17 protein-coding genes are annotated in these 20,825 nt (G+C 39.7%); 4 read left to right on the top strand and 13 right to left on the bottom strand.

Features of this window, described 5'->3' with window-relative positions:
- Positions 1-217: 217 nt before the first annotated feature.
- From CLW00_RS15720 to CLW00_RS15675, 10 genes are all read right to left on the bottom strand, one after another.
- Positions 218-715 (bottom strand): hypothetical protein, encoded by a 498-nt coding sequence (locus CLW00_RS15720; protein ID WP_106134650.1) that lies wholly within the window; start codon positions 713-715, stop codon positions 218-220.
- Between the two features lie 982 nt (positions 716-1,697).
- Complete coding sequence (locus tag CLW00_RS15715) at positions 1,698-1,955, bottom strand: DUF4834 family protein (RefSeq protein ID WP_106134649.1); 258 nt, start codon at positions 1,953-1,955, stop codon at positions 1,698-1,700.
- An 87-nt stretch (positions 1,956-2,042) separates the two neighbouring features.
- Positions 2,043-4,862, bottom strand: coding sequence for a carbamoyl-phosphate synthase large subunit (gene carB / locus CLW00_RS15710; protein ID WP_106134648.1), 2,820 nt, complete (start codon positions 4,860-4,862; stop codon positions 2,043-2,045).
- Between the two features lie 137 nt (positions 4,863-4,999).
- Positions 5,000-5,629, bottom strand: coding sequence for a hypothetical protein (locus CLW00_RS15705; protein ID WP_106134647.1), 630 nt, complete (start codon positions 5,627-5,629; stop codon positions 5,000-5,002).
- Between the two features lie 33 nt (positions 5,630-5,662).
- Complete coding sequence (locus CLW00_RS15700) at positions 5,663-6,148, bottom strand: peptide deformylase (RefSeq protein WP_106134646.1); 486 nt, start codon at positions 6,146-6,148, stop codon at positions 5,663-5,665.
- Positions 6,149-6,250: 102 nt separating this feature from the next.
- Positions 6,251-6,778, bottom strand: a complete 528-nt coding sequence (locus CLW00_RS15695; protein ID WP_146131438.1) for a hypothetical protein — start codon at positions 6,776-6,778, stop codon at positions 6,251-6,253.
- Positions 6,779-6,797: 19 nt separating this feature from the next.
- A complete protein-coding gene (gene yidD, locus CLW00_RS15690; RefSeq protein ID WP_106134644.1) occupies positions 6,798-7,919 on the bottom strand; it encodes a membrane protein insertion efficiency factor YidD in 1,122 nt (373 codons plus the stop codon).
- Positions 7,920-8,190: 271 nt separating this feature from the next.
- A complete protein-coding gene (gene lpdA, locus CLW00_RS15685; RefSeq protein WP_106134643.1) occupies positions 8,191-9,588 on the bottom strand; it encodes a dihydrolipoyl dehydrogenase in 1,398 nt (465 codons plus the stop codon).
- Positions 9,589-9,792: 204 nt separating this feature from the next.
- Positions 9,793-11,346, bottom strand: coding sequence for a 2-oxoglutarate dehydrogenase complex dihydrolipoyllysine-residue succinyltransferase (gene odhB, locus CLW00_RS15680; protein WP_106134642.1), 1,554 nt, complete (start codon positions 11,344-11,346; stop codon positions 9,793-9,795).
- A gap of 102 nt (positions 11,347-11,448) precedes the next feature.
- Positions 11,449-14,250: a 2-oxoglutarate dehydrogenase E1 component gene (locus CLW00_RS15675; protein ID WP_106134641.1), complete on the bottom strand. Its 2,802-nt coding sequence runs from the start codon at positions 14,248-14,250 to the stop codon at positions 11,449-11,451.
- A gap of 522 nt (positions 14,251-14,772) precedes the next feature.
- Here CLW00_RS15675 and CLW00_RS15670 point away from each other — a divergent pair.
- The 4 genes from CLW00_RS15670 (at position 14,773) to CLW00_RS15655 (ending at position 17,840) form a co-directional block, all read left to right on the top strand.
- Positions 14,773-15,522 carry a hypothetical protein gene (locus CLW00_RS15670; protein ID WP_106134640.1) on the top strand — a complete coding sequence of 250 codons (750 nt, stop codon included), beginning with the start codon at positions 14,773-14,775 and terminating at the stop codon, positions 15,520-15,522.
- Positions 15,523-15,585: 63 nt separating this feature from the next.
- On the top strand, positions 15,586-16,137 hold the full coding sequence (locus tag CLW00_RS15665; RefSeq protein ID WP_106134639.1) for an RNA polymerase sigma factor: 552 nt from the start codon (positions 15,586-15,588) through the stop codon (positions 16,135-16,137).
- Positions 16,118-16,747 carry a hypothetical protein gene (locus CLW00_RS15660; RefSeq protein ID WP_106134638.1) on the top strand — a complete coding sequence of 210 codons (630 nt, stop codon included), beginning with the start codon at positions 16,118-16,120 and terminating at the stop codon, positions 16,745-16,747. The genes CLW00_RS15665 and CLW00_RS15660 overlap by 20 nt, the downstream gene beginning before the upstream one ends.
- The gene (locus CLW00_RS15655) at positions 16,740-17,840 is read left to right on the top strand and encodes a hypothetical protein (RefSeq protein ID WP_146131437.1); all 1,101 of its coding nucleotides are present in this window, start codon (positions 16,740-16,742) and stop codon (positions 17,838-17,840) included. Before CLW00_RS15660 ends, CLW00_RS15655 begins: the two co-directional genes overlap by 8 nt.
- An 83-nt stretch (positions 17,841-17,923) precedes the next feature.
- On the opposite strand, the gene CLW00_RS15650 is transcribed toward CLW00_RS15655, so the two are convergent.
- The 3 genes from CLW00_RS15650 to CLW00_RS15640 form a co-directional block, all read right to left on the bottom strand.
- The gene (locus CLW00_RS15650; protein ID WP_106134636.1) at positions 17,924-19,171 is read right to left on the bottom strand and encodes an NAD(P)/FAD-dependent oxidoreductase; all 1,248 of its coding nucleotides are present in this window, start codon (positions 19,169-19,171) and stop codon (positions 17,924-17,926) included.
- 270 nt (positions 19,172-19,441) lie between these two features.
- Positions 19,442-19,708 carry a hypothetical protein gene (locus CLW00_RS15645; protein ID WP_106134635.1) on the bottom strand — a complete coding sequence of 89 codons (267 nt, stop codon included), beginning with the start codon at positions 19,706-19,708 and terminating at the stop codon, positions 19,442-19,444.
- A 384-nt stretch (positions 19,709-20,092) separates the two neighbouring features.
- Positions 20,093-20,758 (bottom strand): heme exporter protein CcmB, encoded by a 666-nt coding sequence (locus tag CLW00_RS15640; RefSeq protein WP_106134634.1) that lies wholly within the window; start codon positions 20,756-20,758, stop codon positions 20,093-20,095.
- Between the last annotated feature and the right edge of the window lie 67 nt (positions 20,759-20,825).

The raw sequence follows: 20,825 nt of genomic DNA, 5'->3' as shown, positions 1-20,825 counted from the left end.
AAAGAGAATTGAGTGAAGACACTCACTTCGGCGGTGGTAAAGGTACTCGTTTAGGATCTACACACTCATTTGGGCGCTAAATCTAATTTTTTAAGCGTTGGGAGTCTAAAAAATCTCCCTTTTTTGGGGAGATTTTTAGATTATTGAATTCATGTTAGTTTCGGGAGTTGTGCAACAAACCACCTTAAGATTTGCACCTTAATTCAAACCTTTAAAATCAGTTTTTGATCAAGGCTGAAGCTGAAGGTGCTTTCCTGTTTGACTTCGGTTTGTCATTGATAAAGGTGTAGAAAAATACCCTTCCTGCTTGTTGATCTTCTGAATAAAAGGTTTTACTCATTCCATCTACAACATCATATAATGTTTCAGTATTTTGTTTATCCAACCACTCTTGATCAAGATTTCTATAAAGGGAAGATACGGGTGCATAACTCAAATCTTCTTTTTGAATCTGAACTGGCGGTACTAATTTTCCATTTTCGATCTTGGCTTTTCCAAAATAGCATTGACTTTCACCATTGTAAATGATGCTGATGACTACATCATGATTTCCGTCAGGGATTGCTTTAGCCCCTCTTTCAGAAAAAATCTGGAAGTATTCCCCATAACAACCCTCTGCTTCTATGGAAGAAGCACTGGCTGATACACTCATTGATTGTGCATTTATTCCAAATGCAACCAAAATAATGGACAAACTTAAAACAAAGGTTTTCATAAAATTGCTTAATTTTTTTTGGAATATATAAACTTTCTGTTTGTCTACAAAAATCTAATTCAATCTCAGCGTTAAGAAAAGTGTATGTTCTAGCGCCTTTTGTTTTATGGGTTGAGGTATTTGACTCTCACTTCGGCGTTACCACTCACTTCGGCTGTGCCTTTTACATCAACAAAAGAGAACGCCCCCGTTAGTGTCCCCACTAACGGGTAATGGATAACCACGACGGAGGGGAGGGGATTGAGTGAAGACACTCACTTCGGCGATACCACTCACTTCCCCTGTGCCTTTTACATCAGCAAAAGAGAACGCCCCCGTTAGTGTCTCCACTAACGGGTAATGGATAACTACGTCGGAGGGGAGGGGATTGAGTGAAGACACTCACTTCGGCGATACCACTCACTTCGGCTGTGCCTTTTACATCAGCAAAAGAGAACGCCCCCGTTAGTGTCCCCACTAACGGGTAAAGGATAACCACGTCGGAGGGTTGGGGATTGAGTGAAGACACTCACTTCGGCGATACCACTCACTTCGGCTGAGCCTTTTACATCAGCAAAAGAGAACGCCCCCGTTAGTGTCCCCACTAACGGGTAAAGGATAACCACGTCGGAGGGAAGAGAATTGAGTGAAGACACTCACTTCGGCGATACCACTCACTTCGGCTGAGCCTTTTACATCAGCAAAAGAGAACGCACCCCCCCCCTTAGTGTCCCTACTAACGGGTAAAGGATAACTACGTCGGAGGAAAGAGAATTGAGTGAAGACACTCACTTCGGCGGTGGTAAAGGTACTCGTTTAGGATCTACACACTCATTTGGGCGCTAAATCTAATTTTTTTGCCCCCGTTAGTGTCTTCATTAACGGGTATTGGGTAAGCTGGTAGGAGGAAAGGGGAAGCGAGTGAAGACACTCACTTCGGCAGACATACTCACTTCGGCGATACCACTCACTTTTTGGAACTCAATAAAAAAAGTGAAGGATTTTAGTCCTTCACTTCTTCGTAGTCGATGTAATCACCACCTCTAATTTCCTTTGTCCTTTTTTCCTGATAGTCTTTCGGAATATGGTCTACACTTACATTACCATCTTTCGGCTTTCTTCTTCTTTCTTCTTCCCTCTTAAGGTCATTGGCATGATTGGCGAATTGCTTCAACTTGCTCCTCAAAAAAAACTTAAGTAAGCTTGAGAATATCCAAGATAATGCAACAGCGATAAATATAAATTTAAGTATAAAACCCATTTTCAATAGATGTAAGATGCTAGAATCAAGAAATAAGATAGGCCTTGCCTCTCCAAATGAGGCAAGGCTAGGTCCTTATTTTAGAAATTAACGGCTTAGATATAGATTTCGTTCAGAATAAATTTTCAAGAAGTAATCGTCCATCAAGTCATCAATAAAATAAATGGCCTCTCCTGTAGATTTCATTTCCGGTCCTAATTCCTTATTTACATTAGGGAATTTGTGGAAGGAGAACACCGGTTCTTTTATGGCATATCCTTGTTTGTAAGGTTTGAAATCAAAGTCGGTAACCTTTTTCTCACCCAACATTACCTTGGTTGCATAATTGACATACGGTTCTCTGTATGCTTTGCATATAAAAGGAACAGTCCTTGAAGCTCTTGGATTGGCTTCAATCACATAAACCTTATCATTTTTGATGGCAAACTGCATGTTGATCAAACCAACCGTTCTCAGTGCTAGGGCAATTTTTTTGGTATATGTTTCGATCTGTCTCATGACATAATCCCCCAAATTGTATGGAGGCAACACAGCATAAGAATCACCTGAGTGAATTCCGGCAGGTTCTATATGTTGCATGATGCCTATGATGTGGACATTTTCTCCGTCACAGATAGCGTCAGCCTCCGCTTCAATGGCTCCTTCCAAGAAATGATCAAGTAGGATTTCATTGTTAGGAATGTCTCGAAGCACGTTGACTACGTGTTCTTCAAGCTCTTTTTCATTGATAACGATTTTCATCCCTTGTCCACCTAACACATAAGATGGTCTTACAAGTAGAGGGAATCCTATTGTTTTGCACAATTCTAGAGCCTCATCTGTATTGTGGATTGTTCCGAACTCTGGATAAGGAACGTCATTTTCTTTGAGCAGGGTGGAGAATCTACCCCTATCCTCTGCCAAATCCAATGCTTCGTAGCTTGTTCCTATAATTGGGATGCCGTATTTATCCAGTTTTTCGGCAAGCTTGAGTGCTGTCTGACCGCCTAATTGAACAATTACGCCTACAGGTTTTTCTGCAAGGATAATTTCATAAATATGTTCCCAGAATACGGGTTCAAAATAAAGTCTGTCTGAAATATCAGGATCTGTTGAGACCGTTTCAGGATTACAGTTGATCATGATGGTCTCATAGCCACATTCTTTGGCTGCCAGCACACCATGTACACAGGAATAGTCAAATTCAATTCCCTGACCTACCCTGTTGGGACCTGAACCTAATACCACTACTTTCTTATTATCAGAAGGAATAGCTTCATTTTCTTCTCCAAATGTGGAATAATAATAAGGTGTCTTTGCCTCAAATTCAGCAGAACAAGTGTCTACAAGTTTATATACTCGCTTGATGCCCATCTCATCGTATCTTTTTGTAAATACTTCAGATTCCAGGCACCCTAGCAGATGGGCAATTTGACGGTCTGCATAACCTTTTCTTTTTGCCATCTCCATCAATTCCTGTGGAATGGTATCTAGTTCATATTTCTCTATTTCTGCTTCAACATGTACAAGCTCTTCAATCTGTTTTAGGAACCATTTGTCGATTTTTGTCAAATCTTGAATAGTCCTGAATGATATTCCTAATTTAAAGGCATCGTACACGTGAAACAACCTGTTCCAGCTTGGATTGGCAAGACTGTAAAGAATCTGGTCCTGATCTCTCAATTCCTTTCCGTCGGCACCAAGTCCATTTCTTTTGATTTCCAGAGATTGACATGCCTTTTGGATGGCTTCCTGGAAATTCCTTCCAATCCCCATTACCTCGCCTACTGCCTTCATGGATAGGCCAAGTCTTCTGTCAGAACCCTTGAACTTGTCAAAATTCCAACGTGGTATTTTTACAATTACATAGTCGATCGAAGGTTCAAAAAATGCCGATGTGGTACCCGTGATAGAATTGGTCAGTTCATCAAGGTTATATCCGATGGCCAGCTTTGCAGCGACTTTTGCGATTGGATATCCGGTAGCTTTGGAAGCCAAGGCTGAAGACCTTGATACCCTTGGGTTGATTTCTATGCCTATAATTTGGGAATTGTCTGGACTTACTGCAAACTGTACGTTACATCCTCCTGCAAAATTCCCTATGCTGTTCATCATGGTGATGGCATAATTCCTCATGCGTTGATAAACAGTGTCAGGAAGGGTTAAGGCTGGTGCTACTGTGATAGAGTCCCCAGTATGTACACCCATAGGATCAAAATTCTCGATAGAACAAATGACAATCATGTTGCCGATGTTGTCCCTCATTACCTCCAATTCGTATTCTTTCCAGCCTAAAATGGACTGTTCTATCAGCACCTCATGTACCGGAGATGCCTGCAAACCTGCTGAAAGCGCTTTTTCGAAATCTTCGGCTTTTTCTACAAAAGCACCACCAGCACCACCAAGAGTATAGGATGCCCTGATGATCAGTGGAAATCCGATTTCCTGGGCGATTTCTTTCCCTTGAAGGAAAGAGGTGGCAGTCGATCCCAAACAGACACCTACTCCGATTTTTTCCAAGAGTGCTTTGAACTTTTCCCTGTTTTCGGCAGTATCAATGGCGTCAATGTCAACACCAATCATACGAACACCAAATTTTTTCCATATCCCTGCTTTATCACAATCTATGGCAAGATTTAGGGCAGTTTGACCACCTACTGTCGGGAGGACACAATCAATGTCTGGATGCTCCTGAAGGATTTTGATGATAGATTTCTTTTCTAGCGGCAACAAATACACGTTGTCTGCTGTCACCGGGTCGGTCATGATTGTGGCTGGGTTGGAGTTGATCAAAGTGACTTTGATTCCTTCTTCCCTTAGTGATCTGGAGGCTTGAGTTCCTGAGTAATCAAATTCGCAAGCTTGTCCGATGACAATGGGTCCTGAACCGATAAGTAGAACGTGTTTAATGCTGGAGTCCTTAGGCATTCTTAATGAGGTTTTAAAAGAGAGTTAATTACTGACGGCTAAATTGGTGCAAATTTAGGGAAATAAATTAAAGGAGCCCGATTGAATTTGAAAAAAGCCATAGACGGTTAAATATTGACAACAGGATCAACGTCTCATTACCGTAAATAACCTTTGCTCCGCAGTTCTTTATGAAACTTCTCTATGTCTTCAGGGATTTCGCCTTTTAATGGCCAATTGACATCAAATCCATTGAAAATTGCAGTTTCCATAAGGTATGGATTTGCACCTATTTGTTTTCCCATTTTATGAAGTCCTTCCTGAAATTCAATTCTATAGTCAGGGTGTAATTTGTTGATAAGAAGAAGAATTTTAAAGGCTCTGGCAATTACAGAAGTACAGAACTTTCTTGCCTTGGCGTATGTCACATTTAAGATTTCACTATTAAATTCTTCCAGGATACGGCAGAGTAAAAATATATTCAAATCGACTTCACCTATTTTGTCATTGGTCCTGCTGACATGCTCATTGATCATTCCGCTTAGGTAACGAACGTCCATAAATAGAGAACCAATAGAGAATGAATAATTTGCTAAGGTTTGAATTTGTTTTTCCAGTTCATTTCGAACGGCTTGTCTTTCCTCGTCAACTGAATTATCACTTACCAGTTCAAAATGGAGCCGATTAGTCAGTTTTATATTTTTTTTGAGTAAGCGAAGCAAGAGCTTATCTTTTTCATTTTCAGGGAGATTGCAGAGAGCTTCCTTGAATTCTTTTGAAAATTTCATGTTTTTTTAAGAAAATTATGATCTAACTTCCGATTAACCTTTCCATTTGAAACTTTTATCATCAATTGCCCGCATCGTACATAGGACACCATCCAAATGATCGTTCTCATGTTGGACCAACTCGGAAATGGCACCTTCCACCGTCCAAGTTTGCTTTTCCCAATTTTCATCCAAATACTCCAAAGTCAAGGATTGATGTCTCTTGACTTTTACCAACAAATTTGGAAAGCTCATACAATCATCCCACAGTTCGAACATTTGATCACTTGGACCTTTGATTTCAGGGTTGATGATGATATATGGTCGGTCAAGGTTAAGATAAAACATCCTCTTCATGATTCCCAATTGAGGTGCAGCTATTCCTCTGCCAAAACCGTATCGGTTACGGATATCCTCCATGGCTTCATGCATGTCTTTAACCCAATCTTGGACAAGGCCTAATTCTTCTTTCTGGACAGGTTCGCAGACTTGATATAGTCTAGGATCGCCAAGTTTGAGTATGTCTTCTACGGTTTTCATATTTGGAATTGGTGATGGCTTTTACTGATGAATGGCCTAAAAATAAAAAAAGTTGGTCAGGTTTCCCCGCCAACTTTTATAATACGAAAAGGTTTTAAACAGTTACACTTCTACAGTGACCTCTTGAGCAACCCTTCCATCAATGATTGAACCTGGTGCTATCACCGCATCTTTCCCCTTTTTGGTTAGAAATAATAGGCAAACCAACACACCTAGAAGTATGGCAGCAGTTTGTCTGTCCTCTCCTTCTTCAAAAATTCGGGCACTCGTCAACCTTACTTCAGAACCATCTACGGCTTGTACAGAACGTACCTCAACTTCTACAGAACCTTCTTTTCCTAATCCTTTGGCTTTTTGTACCCTTATTACTTGAGCTCTTGCTGGAGCACCTCTTCGGATTACAGTCTTTCCATCGATTTTGACATCGTCGACGACAAAGAAGTCTATATTTTGACCAACGATTAAGTTTTGAGAACTGATTGGTGATGAATTCTCTACAGATACAATGGTTCCTGATGGGATTTTAACGCCTTCATAATTTTTACTTACAAATGACATGTTCAAAAAAGCAATAGCTAGGAAGAGACATGTAAATTTTGAGAATCTTGATTTTTGAATTAGTTGTAGCATGTGTTTAAAATTTGAATTGTTAATTGAAAGAGTATTTAAGTTTGTTTTTTAAAGCGTTTTTTCGACTTGTGTTTCTTCTTTTTGAAGCTTTGACTCCTCCACTGATAGATCCAGTATAAAATGCCGCAGTGAAAATTCCTGAAAGTATTCCCACTCCTGTGTTGTCACTTTGAAAGCTTGTGTATGTGGCATAACCCAAAAGTCCTGTCAGGACAAAAGCAGAAATGCCTGTAGTGGTATGGCCTGAATATAAATATCCTCCTCCCGGAAAAATGCCCATTAATCCAGCAATGGTAGGGTTTAAGGTTTTGATTTCAGATAGCTTTTTGACAGTCTGAATATTCCCCTGCACGTAATCGTGATATGGGTGAGAAGCGCCTACCTTATTGTAAGAGTTCATAGCTTGGACATATTCATCTGAAAAGGCATATACCAATCCCTCCAATTCAAAAATTTTGTCAGTTTTTCTTTCAAATGCCCCTTCAATAAAGCTTATAGATTCGGTGTATTCCTGAAGTTTGAACCATGCCTCAGATACTTTTAGGTTTATATCTTCGTCATTTTTCAAACTTTGATCCAATCCATACTTTTGATGAAATATGATTTTTTCATATTCTCCCAGTCCAAAAAGTGCTCTGTAATAATTGTGCTCTAAATCTTTTTTGCTCGATACCTCACCAGCGGCTTTCAACCTATGGTACTCATACAATGCTTCCTGAAAATGTCCTTCATCAATCAAAGTCTTGAATACCTGTAAATCAGGTGACGGGATAGTGTCACTCATTGAAAACAGTCTTTCTGGTTTCAGCATTAAACTCTTGGTTTCTTCCGAATGAATAGCTGGATCCAGTAATTTGTATTCACCTGCCATCATCAAAGCATCGTAAGAATCATGTTCATGTCCACATCTCATCAATCTGTCGGTGGTCAAAACAGCGGCTTTGAAGACGTTGTAATTCTTAAAGGCAGACATTGCATAGTTGGAGCAACTTGGGTACATAGGGCATTTGGTAGGTCTTATGTCACTGATGTACTTTTGATAAAAATTGTATATGTTACCCACACTTTCTTCCTGGGCAAAGGTGAATTGTGGGCTAAAGAAAAATAAAAATAGAATTACTGTAGAAAAAGTGATTCTCATACATTAAAGAATTGAAAGTAGTACATCATCCCGGTTGAATTGAACCTCAAAGCTTTTTAAGTCTTCGGCACTTTTTTTTAGCAATATTAGGATAAAAATTATTACGAAATGATAAAATATCCCGTAAAAATAAATAATAGTTTATTATGAGTACCTTATAGTTTTTAAATTTCAGAATTTCAGTACCTTATCGGATATGATCTATACAGAAAATAAAAAAACCTGCCTCGTTGAAAGGCAGGTTTTGATTAAAAGTTTGAATTTATAAGGATTAAATATGCAATGCCCTATTGTCGGTAGCGGCCAAACATGCTTCTTTAAACGCCTCTGTATAGGTGGGATGTGCATGTGACATTCTGGAAATATCTTCTGCGGAAGCTCGGAATTCCATCGCTACTACAGCTTCAGCAATCATATCCGCCGTTCTCGGGCCAATCATGTGTACACCTAGGATTTCGTCTGTTTCTGCATCTGCCATTACCTTCACCAAGCCATCAGTATCCATGGAAGCTCTAGCTCTTCCCGATGCCATAAATGGAAATTTCCCGGTTTTATATTTCACACCTTTTTCTTTTAATTGCTCTTCGGTGTATCCCACAGATGCCACTTCCGGCCACGTGTAGACCACGCCAGGTATCAAAAGATAGTTGATGTGTGGTTTTTGACCAGCGATGACTTCAGCTACGAAAGCACCTTCTTCTTCTGCTTTGTGTGCCAACATTGCACCTTTGACTACATCGCCAATGGCATAGATATTTGGTACATTGGTTCTTAGATGTTCGTCCACTTCCACCTGACCTCTTTCGGTGATTTTCACACCTGCGGCTTCTGCATTCAAGCCATCAGTGTAAGGCCTTCTTCCGATAGAAACCAAGACGTAATCTCCTTTTAGCTCTACAGTTTCACCTTTGGAATTTTCTGCCTTCACGACTACTTCTTTTCCTTTATTTTCTACCGCTACTACTTTGTGCTTCAAGAAGAATTCAAATCCAAGTTTTTTCAATGACTTCTGAAGTTCCTTGCCCATTGTTTTGTCCATGGATGGGATCAAAGAATCCATGTATTCGACCACAGATACTTTTGCACCCATTCTGCCGTATACAGAACCCAATTCCATCCCTATCACACCACCGCCAATGACAATCATATGTTTTGGGATTTCTTTTAAGTTCAAAGCTTCTGTAGAAGTGATGACCCTTTTCTTATCCAGTTTTATAAAAGGAAGAGAAGATGGCTTAGAACCTGTCGCAATGATGATGTTTTTACCTTCGATATTTTCTGATGAACCGTCCTCTTTGGTGACTTTCACGGTGTTTTTGTCTACAAAAGAACCTAAACCATGATGCACTTCGATTTTATTTTTTTTCATCAGGTATTGGATGCCATCCACGTTTTGCTTCACCACATCATCTTTTCTGGAAATCATCTGCTTCAGGTCAACTTTAAGACTACTGAGGTTAATTCCATGAGTTTTAAAAGTATGGGCTGCATTGTGATAATGTTCTGATGAGTCCAATAATGCTTTGGAAGGAATACAGCCTACATTGAGACAGGTGCCTCCTAGTGTAGAATATTTTTCTACGATAGCCGTTTTCATTCCCAATTGTGCAGCTCTGATTGCCGCTACATATCCTCCTGGACCGGAGCCGATTACGATTAAGTCGTACATGTTATAGACATTAGATTTTAGATGCAAGAAATTAGACTTGCAAATGATTTATTTAAACATATCCCTCTTTTTAAAAGAAGGACTGTATTAATTGATTCTGTTGAATCTTATATAGGGGACTCGATTTTATGAAACCTTTGGATATACCGTGATATTCACGAAGGACCTTTCTTGTTTCTGGATTCTCGTCTCTTGCTTCTCTTTTTAGACTCCAAACAATAACCTCGTTGGATCTTCAAGAAGCTGTTTTACCCTTACCAAGAAGCTTACAGATTCTCTTCCATCGATGATTCTGTGGTCATAGGAAAGGGCCAAATACATCATTGGAAGGATTTTTACCTCACCATTTACTGCCATTGGTCTCTCTACTATGTTGTGCATACCAAGGATTGCTGACTGTGGCGCATTGATGATTGGAGTAGACATCATTGAACCGAAGATACCTCCGTTGGTCAATGTAAATGTTCCGCCAGTCATCTCTTCAATCGATAATTTATTGTCTCTAGCTTTTGTGGCCAATCTTACAACCTCTTTTTCAATTTCTTCGAAGCTCATTGCCTCTGCATTTCTGATCACTGGTACCACCAAGCCTTTTGGTGCTGATACTGCAATCGAAATATCACAGAAATCATTGTACACAATTTCATTGCCATCAATCTGAGCATTTACGGCAGGCCATTCCTGAAGGGCTACACAGACTGCTTTGGTAAAGAAAGACATGAAGCCTAGGTTTACACCGTGTTTTTCCTTGAATTGATCTTTGAATTTCTTTCTCATTTCCATGATTGGACCCATATTCACTTCATTGAAGGTGGTCAACATGGCTGTTTCGTTTTTCACAGAAACCAATCTTCTTGAAACAGTTTTTCTGAGAGAAGTCATTTTTTCTCTTCTGCTATCTCTAGAGCCGGCAACTTTAGGCGCATCAGCTACTTTTTCACTTGCTTTTGCTGCAGCAGGTTTGGACTCTGATTTTGGAGCTTCAGGTGCTTTTCTCTCAGCTTTTTCGGCATCTTCCTTGGTAATTCTCCCGTCTTTGCCAGTTCCTTTGATGTCATTTGCATTGATGCCTTTCTCTGCCAATATTTTGGCGGCGGCGGGTGATGCGTGTCCGGTGGCGTAAGTGTCTTTACTTGATGTAGAAGCTGCACTTGCAGATGATGACTCTGATGTGGAAGAACTGTCTTCAGAAGATGGTGCTCCACCTTCGGTCACTTCGATTTTACATATCAAGCCACCTATTTCAAGTGTGTCTCCTTCTTGTGCTACATGTCTTAGAATTCCATTTGCTTCTGCAGGCAGTTCGAAAGTAGCTTTATCAGAATCCACCTCAGCGATGATTTCATCCAATTCCACATAGTCACCGTCAGCTTTTAGCCAATTGGCCAAAGTTACTTCAGTAATGGATTCACCTACTGTAGGCACAATCATTTCTTTGATTTCACCAGTTTTTCCTGAGGCAGAAGATTCAGCTTTTTTGTCAGCACCGGCATCCTCTTTGGGCTTGCTGTCTCCAGCTGCGGCATCTGTATCTATGCTACAGATAGTATCTCCGATTTCTAATGTGTCACCCTCTTGCGCTTGGATTTTGAGCACTCCGGCAGCTTCGGCTGTGAGTTCAAAAGTTGCTTTATCCGATTCTAACTCACAGATTACTTCATCCATTTCTACTTGGTCGCCGTCTTTCTTGAACCATTGACCAATGGTGACTTCTGAGATAGATTCCCCTACTGCAGGGACTTTCATTTCTAGGCTCATTGTTTTTTAGTTTACCCCCAAATCCACTAAAGCGAATTTAAGGTTAATTTAAATTTAGTTTATTAAATTAAACCTAAGCCCCGGATATTCCGGGATTAGGGGTTATAATATAAGTTTTAAGGCTTTTTTAACAATAGTAGACTGTTCCTCTACGTGAACTTTGTTGTAACCTGTAGCTGGAGAAGCAGACATTTTTCTTGCGATGACCTCCATTGGGAGTTCTCTGTACATCATCCTTAAAATGAAATTCCAGTAACCCATGTTTTCAGGTTCTTCCTGTACCCATACTACTTCTGCATCTTTGTATTGCTTCAAAGCTTCCATGATCTGCTTGATCGGCAAAGGATGTATTTGTTCTACTCTGATAATGGCTACATCTTTGACTTTTTCTTTTTCTCGAGCTTCGTCAAGATCGTAAAAGATCTTGCCAGAGCAAAGGAGAACTCTCTTGACATCTTTGGCCTTTACGGTATTGTCAAGTATGATTTCCCTAAACCTTCCTTGGGTAAATTCTTCTAAAGGAGAAACCACCTTTGGATGTCTTAATAGGGATTTTGGTGACATCACCACACATGGTTTTCTAAATTCCCAAGTCAATTGTCTTCTCAACAAGTGGAAGAAATTTGAAGGTTCTGTAATGTTGGCTACGACCATATTGTATTCTGCGGAAAGCTGTAAGAACCTTTCAGGCCTTGCATTCGAGTGTTCTGGACCTTGCCCCTCATATCCATGAGGAAGTAACATGACCAATCCATTCATTTTTTGCCATTTGGACTCACCAGATGATATAAATTGATCAATCATGGTTTGGGCACCGTTTGCAAAATCTCCAAACTGTGCTTCCCATACTGTCAATGCATTTGGATTTGCCATTCCATAGCCATATTCGAATCCTAGCACGGCATATTCAGAAAGCAAAGAGTTATAAATACTAAACAGGCCTTTACTTTCTTTTAATTCCTTCAAGAAATTATAAGGCTTGTTGGTCGTGGCATCATGTACCACAGCATGTCTGTGTGAAAACGTACCTCTCTGGCAATCTTGACCTGTGATCCTGACGGTCTTGCCATCAATCAATAATGAGCCATATGCCAAAAGTTCTGCAGCTGCCCAGTTAAGAGACTTGGAATTGAAGTACATGTCTTTTCGCTGCTTGAGTTGAACCTCAATCTGCTTGATAGGCTTAAAACCTTTAGGTACAGAAGTGAGGGCATTGGCAACAGCTTCAACTGTTTCTTGGGAAATGCCCGTATCTGGAGATTTGTCAAAATCTTCAGGAGTAGACCTTCTTAGGCTGCCCCATTCTTGTTCAAACTTGGTCTGCTGGTACGGAAGTGGTTTTTCCTTTACCATGTTCAACCTGTCTTGCAAAAGCTGACGGAATTCTTTATCCATCTGCTTGGCAATTTTAGCCTCCATTTCATCTCTTTCAGTCAATCTCTTGATGTAGATCTCCCTTGGGTTTGGATGTTTGGAGATGATGTTATATAGTTCTGGTTGCGTGAATTTTGGTTCATCAGATTCATTGTGACCATGTCTTCTGTAGCAGACCATATCCACAAAAATATCTTTGTCAAATTTTTGACGGAACTCTGCAGCAAGTTTGGCGGCAAAGACAACTGACTCTGCATTGTCTCCATTGACGTGGATGACAGGGGCGTCAATAATTTTAGCTACATCCGTACAATAGATTGAAGTTCTTGCATCATCAAAATCAGTGGTAAATCCTACCTGATTGTTGATCACAAAGTGAACAGTACCTCCAGAATTGTATCCTTTCAGTCCTGCCATCTGCGTAACTTCATACACAATGCCTTGACCGGCAATGGCAGCATCACCATGAATCAGAATAGGGAGTGCTTTTTTGCTGTCTCCTTTGTGCTGAGAATCTATTTTTGCGCGGATAAATCCTTCCACTACCGGGTTGACTGCTTCCAGATGCGATGGGTTTGGAGCAAGTTTTAAATTAACTTTCTTATTGCCCGTAGTCACAATATCAGAAGAGTAACCCATGTGGTATTTCACATCACCGTCTCCCATGGTAAGGTCAGGCTTGGCTGTTCCTTCAAACTCAGAGAAAATCTGCTCATAAGTCTTGCCCATGATGTTGGCCAAAACGTTCAGTCTGCCCCTGTGGGCCATACCTATCATGACTTCTTCTACTCCATGGTCTGCTGAGGTGTTGATGACTGCATCTAAAAAAGGAATAGTACTTTCACCGCCTTCTAGAGAGAATCTCTTTTGACCTAGGTATTTGGTATGTAGGAAATTTTCAAAAACAACCGCTTGGTTGAGTTTGTAAAGTATCCTTTTCTTTTCTTCTACGGAAGGATTGAATGCCAAAGCTTCTTTTTCTACTTTGGTTTTGAACCAGTCTAGTATTTCTGGGTCTCTTATATATAGGTATTCAAAACCAACCGATCCTTCATAGATCTTTTTGAGTGATTCTACGATTTTGGACAATTTGGCTTTTCCGATACCAATTTCATTTCCTGCCTGATATTCAGTGTTGAGGTCGTTTTGGTCCAAACCAAAATCATCCAAGTCAATCAAGGCTTTTCTATCCCTTCTTTCTCTTACCGGGTTGGTCTTGGACCTCAAGTGTGCCCGAGATCGATAAGCATGGATCAAGGCCCTGACTTTAATTTCTTTAGGCAATTCCTCCATGTCCATGATAGTGCCCTTTGTGGCAAGGGATCCATTTGGAGCGGATGAGGAAGTTGACTTTGGCGCTACCAGAGCTCCACCATTTTCATCTTCTCCGTACTGGGTAATGGCAAATTCAAAACCATCAAAAAAGGTTTTCCAGCTTGGATCTATGGAATCAGGATTATTTTTGTAATCTGCATATAGCTCATCGATGTAGGCTACATGTGCATTGGCGATATAGGAATATTTATCCATAATTGAGTTTTTGCTAACCTTACAAAGGTAAACCCAATTAATTTTCTTTAAAAATTGAATATGCGGATATACAAATATAATTGATAATCAGTAGTAATACTCCTTGGTGCTGTAATAAAATTTTGTCTGAACGCTCCATTTAGGTCTTGTTGCAAATTTTATTTCTTGATCTCCTGATTTCCATTACTGTTTTCGGTGAATTATGCTGGTTTACATGATTTTCCGGGAGAAAATATATACCTAATCAGCACATTTGTATTAGTGATACTGTGCTTTTATACCCATTTAAGAGAATGACTCGGTTTTTTAGTTTCCATCACCCGATTGGGATGTGTATTTTAGTTTTTTGAATTCTAGGAAACAAAAAATGATTTGTGGGCAAATAAGTCAATTTCATTTCAAGGCATTCCACAGCAACATGAAATTCAAAACTGAGATTAGGTGCGCTATCGTATAAGTTTCGGTTGCATGGCTTATATTGGTTTTTAATTTTGACGATATCTTTAAACTCAACTGATAATAATGAAGTCTGCCAAAAACGCTATGGACCGCCTAAGATTGCTTTTTGAGGAGCAAATCACCGTAATGACAATTGCAGAAAATCTAAAGGTCTTTGATTTGAATTCTTTCAGAGAAGAAATGGAAGCGGAAAATTTTAATACGGCAGTTATCCTTCATGAAGGGGAATGGATGAAATTTGATGTAGGAGATGATGAACCTAGTCCTGTAAGTGAAGATGAGTTGATGCCTGAAAGTAAGCCCTTATTGATGGCTTTCAGGATGTTATTGGAAAAACGTAGGTTTTTTATTCCTGATGAAAAGGGGGATCTTCAGTATGTAGTAACTAGGACAGACTTGGATAAAATTCCCTTAAGGATCGGGGTTTTTGGTTTGATAAGTCTTCTAGAAACTCACCTCAAGGAAATTATGAGAAGGTTTATCCCAGATTGGGAAGAAAGTTTGTCGGAAAATAGGCTTCAACAAGCCACCAAACTTTACGAATGGAAAAAGGAAAGAGGGGAGGAGATAGACTTGGTCCAATGCTTACAGTTTGGAGATTTGGGTTCTGTCTTTTCGAAAAAGCAGAGGTTCAGAAATTTTGAACCGGACTTCAGTCGTGATGACTGGGTAAACATGATGAATGGAATCGGCAGATTGCGAGATGCCCTGGCCCATTCTCAGCTGCGATTGGGATTTTCTTGGGAAGAGGTAGATAAGGTGATAATATTTATAAGAAGAATAATTGATGTTCAAGACATTAATTTTGATTAATAAAGATGCTCAGGCAACCCTTTCCAGTAAGGTTGCATTTTTAAAATAAAAGGGGAATCTGATTTGGTAGAAAAAAGAACCATAGAGAAAGCAGTCAATGGCAATCAGAAAGCTGAAAGGCTACTCTATGACGCTCTTTGTAAACCCTTGTTTATGTTGTGCTTGCGGTATTTGAAACATCAGGAAGATGCAGAAGATGTCCTTTCAAGTGCTTTGATCAAGGTGTTTGGTTCACTGCACAAGTTTGAATACGAAGGTGATGGTTCATTGGAAGCATGGAGTCGAAAAATCACGGTCAACGAATGTCTGATGTGTCTTCGCAAACAAAAAAGAAGTCCCATGATGGTAGAGCCTGATGAAAACATATCAATTGTTGATGAAGGGATCTTGGATAAATTATCAGCGGATGAGCTATTCGAATTGATTCTTCAGCTACCGGAAGGGTATAGGACCGTATTCAACCTGTATGAAATAGAGGGATACACACATGCTGAGATTTCAAAAAATCTTGGAATTAGCCTAGGGACATCCAAGTCTCAACTGAGCAAGGCTAGAAATTACCTCAAGAAATTAGTAACTGCAAACGGCTGGAACAATGCTTCGAAAATCATTTGAAAATATAGACCAAAGAGCCAAGGTTCCTACAGGTTTCGAATTTAAAAAGGAACGGATTTGGGAAAAGGTATCAAAAAGACCTAAAAAGGATTCTAGACGATTCTGGTATTGGTCAGCGGCGGCTCTGATTCCTTTAATCTTGCTCTCTTTTTGGTTTTTTAAACCTACAGTGGCGACTGAACCCAACTACTTGACTACCACTATTAGCTCAGGGTCATTTGAAATGATAGTGGAGCTCCAGACTTCAACTATTGATCAGAAACCGAAGAAGGCAATTGTTTCAATTCCAGATCAACCTGTGCCTTTTGACGAAAATGAAGTTTTAGAGACAATTTCGCCAGACAGCTTAGAATCGATATACAATGACGAGCCATCAAAAATTTTGCGGAAAACCATCGTTTTTGAAGACATTATCACTGAACCCGAAGAAAAAAAACTAAGCCCATCTGCTCTAGCGATTCAGAATGCTTTAGAAAAGACAAAAGTTGAACAAAAGGTCGAGGAAAGGATGATTGTGGAGAAATTGACTTTTGAACAAATGATTCAAGCCCGAAAGCAATACATGCAAGAGAAAGGAAATCCAACAAAAAACAAAAGGAAAGATGACTAAATCTAGGACGACGATATTGATGTTTTTGGTGCTATTTCCATTGATTAGCACCGTTTATGGACAAGGATTATATGACCTGCTACAACTTCATCCAAAAAGTTGGGAACATCCCCAAAAACCATTGGAGTATTTTTATGATCAACCTGACATCAAACTGAATACCGCTCATGATACCTTGGATATCATTATTCTTGGGCATAAAAAAGTGTCATACAGATGGCATGATGTCAACAGGCAAAAGGAGTTCAACGGTTGGTTTGGTTTTGACAAAGACATCCAGATTCTTTCAGAGAAGCTTGAGGCTATGGGCTTGGACTTTGACAATCAAAACTACCATATCATATTCAGTCCAGAATCTGATGAAATAAGGATTTTGCCGAATCAGGGTGCAAAATTCGCCAAAATTGGAGATGATTTTTTACCAACTTTAAGACATCATATTACCCTTACCTACTATTCTTATCTGATGGAAGTAGACTTCTTTTTGGGAGAAATTGATGAGCTGGAAGTGTTAAAAAATGCGGGGATCAATGATATGGTCAAAACTGCTGCTTTAGAAAATAACTGGTATGATCAGTATAAGAAAAGGAACCTGAATAAAGTGTTACTCATTGATGAAGCAGGAGAGCTTAGCCTTGACACTTATTATTCTAGAGAAAATCCTTACTATCCCAAGACAAACCTAGACCTCGGTGCGGGATATCTCTTTGGGAATGGTTTAAGTTTGTTCTTTCAGCCCAGATATAATATTAAACTGAGGACCAAAAAAACCAATACCCGTAGTAATACTTTATTCTTTGCATTTAGCGGTTATCTGTCCCACCTGCCACAAAGAGAAGCCTCATTTGAAGTGGCCCAAGATTATTTTTTAGGTTTAGGCTATGAAACAGACCAATTGGGGAATGAATTGACTGCCACATTGGGCTTTAGGACTTTTGGGAGAAATGGAATTCTTGACGAATTACCAGTCATGTTTAAGGTGGATTTTGAAATAATCCCAAGACTAAAAATCAGCCACTCTCTTTTTTATAGACCTTTTTCAGGTGAGTTTAGAGAGGCTCATTTGGTAGGGTTATCTTATATGATTTTTTGATCAGGATAAAATATATCGCAATATCCATTACTGTAATGATCATTACGATAAAAAATTGTCAAGAAATTCAAGATAAATGAAACTCAATACCTTCCTACAGCAAATGCCTTGATATCCATCTGACTTGCATGCCCTTCATGAAGGTCTGCGAGGATTTTTCCTGTGCCAGGAGCCATACTGACACCCATCATGCCATGACCGGTACCAAACCACACATTCTCATATCCAGGTGCGGCACCAATGTATGGGAGACCGTCCGGTGAACAGGGCCTGAGTCCTTTCCAAATTTTATCTTCTTTTGGGAATTGAGACTCAAAATCAGGATAAAAACGGTTGATGGATTCAAAAATCCCTTTGACTCGGTTGATGTTGATTGTTTCATCAGTTCCTGCGATTTCCATAGTGCCCCCAAATCGCACTTTTTGACCAAAGGGACTGACAGCAACTTTCATTTCAGTCAGGATAGCTGCCTGTTTGATTTCTGGGTTATTTTCCTGCATAAAACTGTAACCTTTGCCTCCCATCATGGGGAGCTTGAAGTCTAGATGTTTTGCCAATGAGGCTGACCATGCGCCACCACAAAGAATGACTTTTTCAGCGGGGATGCTTCCGTCACTTGTCAGGACATTATTTACTTTTCCATTTAATTTTTCAAAACCTAATACTTCCTGATTTGGTAAAAATTGTACTCCCTTATTTTTCAAATATGTTTTCAAAAAGTTGAAAAGATTGGATGGAGAGAGATGTGCATCGCCGGGGAAGAGTACCGCCCCACGGGCCTTTACTTGTAAATTGGGTTCCACTTTGGCAATATCGGCAGGAGAAAGAATTTCTGCATCAAGTCCATGTTTTCTGGCCAAGTGGGCAAATTCCACTTCCTCTTTTTCCACTTCTGAAGTCTGATAAAGCATCATCAAGCCTTTTTCGGCCATCTCCAAATCCACCGTATCCCTGTGGGTTTGATGAAACTCCTGATAGAGGGCTTTGCTAAGCAGGCTGATGTTTTTCAGGTATGGGATGCTTTTTTCGACATGAGTTGCATTGGCCGCTCGATAAAATAACCAAGACCATTCCAGGAGCTTTCTGTCAAGCTTGGGGTGAATGTAAAAAGGACTCTTGGAAGAAAACATCCAGGAAATTCCCTTTGCAATCATGCCTGGAGCTGCCAAAGGAATGATGTGACTGGGAACAATCATGCCTGCATTTCCCGTAGAGGTAGTCACCTGCATATCGCTTTTGTCTATTACAATGACCTCAACGCCTTTTTCTGACAAGTAATATGCTGTAAAAAGGCCAATAATGCCTCCTCCTATGATGATGGTTGGTTTCATGTTGATGAAAGTACGAGCTACCAAGTATTAAGTACAATGTATGTGAACACTCTTAGATTTGGGTGTGTATTTATGATACGAGAAATATAAGCAAATTTGACTATTACTTGTTTTTGAGGCGAATATAGAGATAAGTTAAAGTTTTGTAGATGGTGATTTTGACAAAAGATGGTATTCTATTGATGTGTGATGGGTCTTTGGAAAACAGGCTGGTAAATGTCAGGTAAGGGTTAGTTTTTCTTTCCCTAATTACTTACTAGGGTATATTTCTCACATTTGTTGAGTATTTGCTCTTGCCCTCAGCTCTACAGGTAAGGAATCGATAGTGCCATTTTCCATTGAGAATTTCAGAAAAGTTGAAAAAAAGACTGTGTCCGACTTTGTTTGGCGCAAAGCTTTCAGGTTGGTGACAATTTCCATTTCTAATGGAGTTTGATCTTCGAACAAGGGTTCTTTTTGAAATGCAATAAGATGGGAAACCAAGCTGAAATGGATTAGAAAAAATAAGCTTAAACATACGATCCATTGATTTTTCATTTTGAAGAAATATTGAGACGAATTTAAATATTTCTTATGAGTTTCAATTTAATATTTTTTGGGGTTTTAAACTCTTCCTTTATCGTCCGTGACAGACCTGGGGCTGGAATTCTATGGCATTACGTCATCGTCAATGAAATGTGATGACTCTTAGATTTCTGTCATGTCCTAAAATTCAACCCTTTCAGGGTTGGCATATCTGATTTAATCTTCTTTACCCCGCGTTTCACACGGGGCTATTCAAGGTTCAACCCTTTCAGGGTTATTAATTTTTTTCTTGTTTCTCGCTTCTTTGGATTGATTTGATGTGATAAACAGAAAATAGCCTCGTAAATCGTAAATCGTATATTCACCAATATCCTAACATCCATTCCCTTCTACCAATCAGCTCCTCCACAAGTAAGGAAACAATATATAGGCAGTCACAGCTACGATGACATTAATCGCAAGAAGCGTTAGAACTTTATCCACACTTACTGACCAGTCAAGTCCGTCTATGGCATTTTTGGAAACCCGAATGGCCATCAGTAGTATGGGGATAATGATAGGAAAACTCAAAATAGCCATCAATGTGGCATTGTTGCTTGCCTTGGAAGCAATACCACTGACCATAGTCAGACAGGCTGAGAAGCCTAAGGAACCCAAAACCAAGTTCAGCACAAATATTCCCTGATTTTGGACTGGGTTTCCCAAAATGACGCTGAATACCAAGTATCCTAGGAGTGCCAATACAAGCGTCAATAGCGAATTATATAGGATTTTGGATATAATAATGGCTTCAGGGGAAGCGATCATATAATAGTAAAGCTGTCTTCCCTGATGCTCCTGTACAAAACTTTTAGCCACTGCATTGACTGCCGAAAAAAGGATGATAATCCAATAGAGGGCATTCCAGGTAGTAACGGCAATATTTCCCTGCTTGGCTCCCACACTAAGATAGGTGATAAATACTGCAGATACCACGTAGAGCAATATCCCATTGAGGGCGTATTTTTGCCTCCATTCAAGGGTAAGTTCTTTGCGGATTAGGGTTTGTATTTGTTGGAGCATCTTTTTGAATTGAAGTTCAAAGTTATGAGGAATTGATATATGATAGAAATATGGTTGGAATACAACA

It is taken from the genome of Mongoliibacter ruber, from assembly GCF_003003005.1.
Classification (GTDB): domain Bacteria; phylum Bacteroidota; class Bacteroidia; order Cytophagales; family Cyclobacteriaceae; genus Mongoliibacter; species Mongoliibacter ruber.
This window is presented reverse-complemented; position numbering and strand designations above follow the sequence as displayed.

What these genes read in the sequence shown, in the direction of transcription:
- CLW00_RS15720 (WP_106134650.1), bottom strand. Translation starts at nt 715, where the DNA reads ATGAAAACCTTTGTTTTAAGTTTGTCCATTATTTTGGTTGCATTTGGA.
- CLW00_RS15715 (WP_106134649.1), bottom strand. Translation starts at nt 1,955, where the DNA reads ATGGGTTTTATACTTAAATTTATATTTATCGCTGTTGCATTATCTTGG.
- carB (WP_106134648.1), bottom strand. Translation starts at nt 4,862, where the DNA reads ATGCCTAAGGACTCCAGCATTAAACACGTTCTACTTATCGGTTCAGGA.
- CLW00_RS15705 (WP_106134647.1), bottom strand. Translation starts at nt 5,629, where the DNA reads ATGAAATTTTCAAAAGAATTCAAGGAAGCTCTCTGCAATCTCCCTGAA.
- CLW00_RS15700 (WP_106134646.1), bottom strand. Translation starts at nt 6,148, where the DNA reads ATGAAAACCGTAGAAGACATACTCAAACTTGGCGATCCTAGACTATAT.
- CLW00_RS15695 (WP_146131438.1), bottom strand. Translation starts at nt 6,778, where the DNA reads ATGCTACAACTAATTCAAAAATCAAGATTCTCAAAATTTACATGTCTC.
- yidD (WP_106134644.1), bottom strand. Translation starts at nt 7,919, where the DNA reads ATGAGAATCACTTTTTCTACAGTAATTCTATTTTTATTTTTCTTTAGC.
- lpdA (WP_106134643.1), bottom strand. Translation starts at nt 9,588, where the DNA reads ATGTACGACTTAATCGTAATCGGCTCCGGTCCAGGAGGATATGTAGCG.
- odhB (WP_106134642.1), bottom strand. Translation starts at nt 11,346, where the DNA reads ATGAGCCTAGAAATGAAAGTCCCTGCAGTAGGGGAATCTATCTCAGAA.
- CLW00_RS15675 (WP_106134641.1), bottom strand. Translation starts at nt 14,250, where the DNA reads ATGGATAAATATTCCTATATCGCCAATGCACATGTAGCCTACATCGAT.
- CLW00_RS15670 (WP_106134640.1), top strand. Translation starts at nt 14,773, where the DNA reads ATGAAGTCTGCCAAAAACGCTATGGACCGCCTAAGATTGCTTTTTGAG.
- CLW00_RS15660 (WP_106134638.1), top strand. Translation starts at nt 16,118, where the DNA reads ATGCTTCGAAAATCATTTGAAAATATAGACCAAAGAGCCAAGGTTCCT.
- CLW00_RS15655 (WP_146131437.1), top strand. Translation starts at nt 16,740, where the DNA reads ATGACTAAATCTAGGACGACGATATTGATGTTTTTGGTGCTATTTCCA.
- CLW00_RS15650 (WP_106134636.1), bottom strand. Translation starts at nt 19,171, where the DNA reads ATGAAACCAACCATCATCATAGGAGGAGGCATTATTGGCCTTTTTACA.
- CLW00_RS15645 (WP_106134635.1), bottom strand. Translation starts at nt 19,708, where the DNA reads ATGAAAAATCAATGGATCGTATGTTTAAGCTTATTTTTTCTAATCCAT.
- CLW00_RS15640 (WP_106134634.1), bottom strand. Translation starts at nt 20,758, where the DNA reads ATGCTCCAACAAATACAAACCCTAATCCGCAAAGAACTTACCCTTGAA.